The sequence below is a fragment of the Stenotrophomonas sp. TWI1409 genome (genome assembly GCF_039673015.1).
In the GTDB taxonomy this organism is placed as follows: Bacteria; Pseudomonadota; Gammaproteobacteria; order Xanthomonadales; family Xanthomonadaceae; genus Stenotrophomonas; species Stenotrophomonas maltophilia_A.
The window spans coordinates 1-4,239 of sequence record NZ_JBDJKU010000127.1 but is presented as its reverse complement, the minus strand read 5'-3'; the positions used below and the strand labels follow the sequence as shown (position 1 = coordinate 4,239).

Annotated in this window: 3 protein-coding genes and 1 riboswitch; of the genes, 1 reads left to right on the top strand and 2 read right to left on the bottom strand. The window is 67.6% G+C overall.

Going from position 1 to position 4,239, the window contains the following annotated elements:
* Positions 1-212: 212 nt before the first annotated feature.
* Together pncA and ABE423_RS20520 are read right to left on the bottom strand one after the other, a co-directional pair.
* Entirely contained in the window at positions 213-839 is a 627-nt protein-coding gene (gene pncA, locus ABE423_RS20525; RefSeq protein ID WP_346487337.1) for a bifunctional nicotinamidase/pyrazinamidase, read from the bottom strand.
* A 55-nt stretch (positions 840-894) separates the two neighbouring features.
* Positions 895-1,566 carry an epoxyqueuosine reductase QueH gene (locus tag ABE423_RS20520; protein ID WP_097048199.1) on the bottom strand — a complete coding sequence of 224 codons (672 nt, stop codon included), beginning with the start codon at positions 1,564-1,566 and terminating at the stop codon, positions 895-897.
* 175 nt (positions 1,567-1,741) lie between these two features.
* Positions 1,742-1,957: riboswitch (cobalamin riboswitch) on the bottom strand.
* 127 nt (positions 1,958-2,084) lie between these two features.
* On the opposite strand from ABE423_RS20520, the gene ABE423_RS20515 reads away from it, so the two are divergent.
* On the top strand, positions 2,085-3,959 hold the full coding sequence (locus ABE423_RS20515) for a patatin-like phospholipase family protein (protein WP_125895983.1): 1,875 nt from the start codon (positions 2,085-2,087) through the stop codon (positions 3,957-3,959).
* Positions 3,960-4,239 lie beyond the last annotated feature (280 nt).

Here is a 4,239-nt window from a genome sequence, read left to right as displayed (position 1 = left end):
CAACTGCAGAGATCCCGAGGTTGCCGGCCCGCGGCCGGCACTACCGAATCCTGATTTCATCCAATGAAAAGCCCCCGGTTCGGCCGTCCCGCGATCTGTAGGGGGGCGTAGTTAGGGGGCTGGATGAATCGATTGTGTTGTCGTGGGCAGGAGCGCGCAAGCGGCATAAGCGACGTGCGCGGTAGCGCCGGGCCATGCCCGGCGGTCACGCCTCAGGCGATCGAAATCCCCGCCTTGCCCAGCGCTTCACGCACCATCGCGTCGTTGGCGTCGGTCACCGGCTTGGTCAGCTCCCACAGGAATTTCACCCGGAAGCCGGACTTCGCCGCGTCCTGCGCGCTCCACAGCACGCAGTAGTCGCGGGCCAGGCCGCACACGTGCACTTCGCGGATGCGGCGTTCGTGCAGCCAGCCGGCCAGGCCGGTGGCCGGGCGCTCGCCATCGGGGCCATGGTTCTCGCGGAAGGCGCTGTATGAATCCACCTGTTGGCGGGTGCCCTTGCGCAGAATCAGGTCGGCCACGGTCCAGTCCACGCCCGGATGCAGCGCGGCACCGGCGCTGCCCTGCACGCAGTGGTCCGGCCACAGGGTCTGCGGCTGCGCGTGCAGCAGGATGGTCTCGAAGGGGCGTTGGCCGGGGTGCTGGCTGGCGAACGAGGCATGGTCGGCCGGGTGCCAGTCCTGTGTTGCCACCACGGTGCGGTAGCGGCGCTGTGCCAGCAGATCGGCGATCGGTGCCACCAGCGCATCGCCTTGGTCGCAGGCCAGCGCGCCACCGGGCATGAAGTCCGGCTGCAGGTCGATCACCAGCAGGGCGACATCGGCGGGCAGGGCGGTCATGGCAGTTCCGGTACAGCAGAAGGGGCGACCAGCGTGGCCGCCCCATGCCCACACGTCAATCGCCCTGCGGCGTCTCAGCGTCCTGCCCGTAGTACAGCAGGCCGATCTTGATCCGTTCGCGGCCATTCTCGCGGCGGTGACGGTTGGCATCGCGCAGCGAGTACACGCAGCCGCAGTATTCCTGCTGGTAGAACTGCTCGCGCTTGCTGATCTCGATCATGCGGCTGGCACCGCCGCCCTTGCGCCAGTTGTAGTCCCAGTACTGCAGGCCTTCATAGCGCGACGCGGCACGGATGCCGCAGTCGTTGATCTGCGCCATGTTCTTCCAGCGCGAGATGCCCAGCGACGAACTGATGGTGTCGTAGCCGTGCTCGTGCGCATACAGCGCGGTGCGCTCGAAACGCATGTCGAAGCACATCGTGCAGCGGATACCACGCTCGGGCTCGTTCTCCATGCCGCGTGCACGGCTGAACCAGTTGTCCGTGTCGTAATCGCAGTCGATGAAGGGAATGTTGTGCTGTTCGGCGAAGCGGATATTCTCCTGCTTGCGCAGCTCGTACTCCTTCACCGGGTGGATGTTGGGGTTGTAGAAGAAGATCGCGTAGTCGATCCCGGAGGCGGTGATCGCCTCCATTACTTCGCCGGAACAGGGCGCGCAGCACGAATGCAGCAGCAGGCGCTTGCCGTCGGCGGGCAGGGTCAGGGTGGGGCGTTGGAGCTCGGTCATCGTCAGGTACCGCATGGACCGCCGGCAACGGCGGTGGCCCATGCATCAGCGCGTGGGTGAACAGGGCTGGCCGGATACCGTGAACAGGACGCGCGCGGCCGCATCGCCTGCACGCGCAGGACAACGACGGCCCCGGCAACCTCCCCGCGGAGATTCCAGGTCGAGTCAGGGGACGGTCGTGTCCCCCGGCCGGGGCCGGTATTCGGGCTGATGGACACGGGCCGCAGCCCACCTACTACCCGCCGCTTCCCAGGCGTGAGCCCAGTGCTGTTGGCAGGATTCGTTTCCATTCACCGCTGCGGGGCAGCTCCGGAATGGGCGCGCGAGGCGCCTTCACCGGATTCCCGTTTAAATCCCTGCCGCCATCAAGGCCACGGCAGGGATACCTTCGGCGTGCCAACGGTGGACGCGTCGAGGCCAATGGTCAAGGGCCAATGAAAGCGCAGGGCTGTGGCTCGCTTCTCAGGCTGTGAGAGCGCCTCTTGCCATACTGGGCACCGACAGACGGGAGGTGGCTCGTGGCGGCGAAGTACTGCGATCTGGTCATGAAAGGCGGCATCACCAGCGGCATCGTGTACCCCAATGCGGTACTGGCGCTGGCGCGCGAGTATCGCTTCAAGAGCATCGGCGGCACCTCGGCCGGCGCCATCGCTGCAGCCGTAGCGGCCGCGGCGGCATGCGGTGATCGCCGCCAGCAGGCCGGCGAGCACCTGCCCGGCGATGCCGGCTACGGCGGGCTGTCGGCGGTGTCGGCGCAGCTGTCGCGGCGCGGCTTCATCTACAGCCTGTTCCAGCCGGCACGGGGGGCGCGCGCCGCCTACCGGTTGCTGGTGGTGCTGACCGGCAATGCCCGCCTGCCACACAAGCTGCTGTGCCTGGCCATCGCGGTGTTCGAGATTGCGCCACTGGAGGTGCTGGTGTCGCTGGCGCTGCTGCTCGGCCTGGGCTGGTGGGGCGGCGATTGGAGCGGCGTGGCCGCCACGCTGCTGCCATCACTGCTGTGCGCGTACGGTGCCGGCGTGGCCGGTGCCGCGCTGCGGGTAGCGCGGGTGGCGCGCCGTAACCTGCTGGGCCTGTGCAGCGGCCTCGGCCGCGATGCACGCACGCCGGCGTTGACCGAGTGGCTGCATGAATGCCTGCAGCAGCTGTCCGGCAAGCCGCTGGATGCACCGCTCACCTTCGCCGACCTGCACGATGCGCCGCGCTATGCCGGCGAGCCGGACAGCCCGCATGCGATCAGCCTGCAGATGATCACCACCTGTGTGTCGCACAACGAGCCGCGCACGCTGCCGCTGGGCGGCGCGCAGTTCTGGTTCCTGCGCGAGGAGTTCGAGCAGCTGTTTCCGGCCAGCGTGGTGCAGTGGCTGGTGACGCAGGCCGGCCCGCCACTGGAGGTGGATGGGCGCCGGTACTACCACCTGCCGCAGGGCCCGAAGCTGCCGGTGCTGGTGGCCACGCGCATGAGCCTGAGCTTCCCGCTGCTGATCAGCGCGGTGCCGTTGCATGAGCCCTCACGCCGCGAGCGTCGCTGTGAACCGACCGCACCTGCGGCCGACCAGGAGCACAACGTCGCCGACAGCATGGAAGGGCTGACCAGTGCCGGGCAGACCTGCGGACCGGTGATCACCGCGTTCCGCATCTGCTGGTTCTCCGATGGTGGCATCAGCAGCAACTTCCCGATCCACCTGTTCGATGCCGCGTTGCCGCGCTGGCCGACCTTCGCCATCAATCTGGTCTACCCGCAGCACGCCGAAGACGTGAGCCACGGCAGCAGTGGCCGACAGGCGCTGGAACATGCTGTGTTCCTGCCCACCGAGAACCGCCACGGTTGGCAGCGTACCTACCAGTCGATCGCCACGCCGTTGGCGGCCGCCGAGCTGGGCCGCTTCCTGTTCGCGGTGGTGGCGACCATGCAGAACTGGCGCGACCTGCTGCAGGCGCGTGCCCCGGGCTACCGCGACCGCATCGTGCATGTGAGCCTGCAGGGCGACGAGGGCGGCATGAACCTGGACATGCCGCAGGACGTGCTGACCCGCATCGCCGACAAGGGCAGCCTGGCCGGTGCGCGCTTCTGTTCGTTCTCGTTCGAGAACCACTATTGGATCCGCTGGCGCAACCTGGCCTCGGCCTACCAGCGCTACACGCTGGAAGTGGCGCGCACCGACGACCCGGCGCAGCAGGTACTGGCCTACCGCGCGGCGTACTCGATGGTTGCCAGTGGCCAGCCGACGCCACCGTCGTACAAGCTGGGCTCGGAAGACAAGCGGCTGGCATCGCAGCAGTTGTGGGGGCTGATGGTCGAGCAGGGACGTACCTGGGAGGACCTCGGCCCGGACCTCACCGACGGCGCACCGCGCCCGCTGCCGCAGATGAAGGTGACGCCGATCTACTGACCCGGTAGTAGATCCACGCCATGCGTGGATGGAACCCCATCGAAATCGAATATTTCGAACATTCATCGAAGAGCATCCCTGCACGACGTGGATCCACCGTGTCGACCAAGGTCGACACCTACCCACAGCAGCAAAGGATGCCGTTTCGACAGCTCGCGGAGACCTGTCGAAGGCGGGTGGGTCCGGTTGCGGGGGCGTGAGCCGCATGGGCCCGAGGCATGCCTCGGGCGGGTTGGGCAGGACGCCCAACCCCGGTCTTGCCGTGTGCGCAGGACAGCGC

Excerpts from the sequence above, each read along its gene's own strand:
- pncA (WP_346487337.1), bottom strand. The coding sequence starts at position 839 with ATGACCGCCCTGCCCGCCGATGTCGCCCTGCTGGTGATCGACCTGCAG.
- ABE423_RS20520 (WP_097048199.1), bottom strand. The coding sequence starts at position 1,566 with ATGACCGAGCTCCAACGCCCCACCCTGACCCTGCCCGCCGACGGCAAG.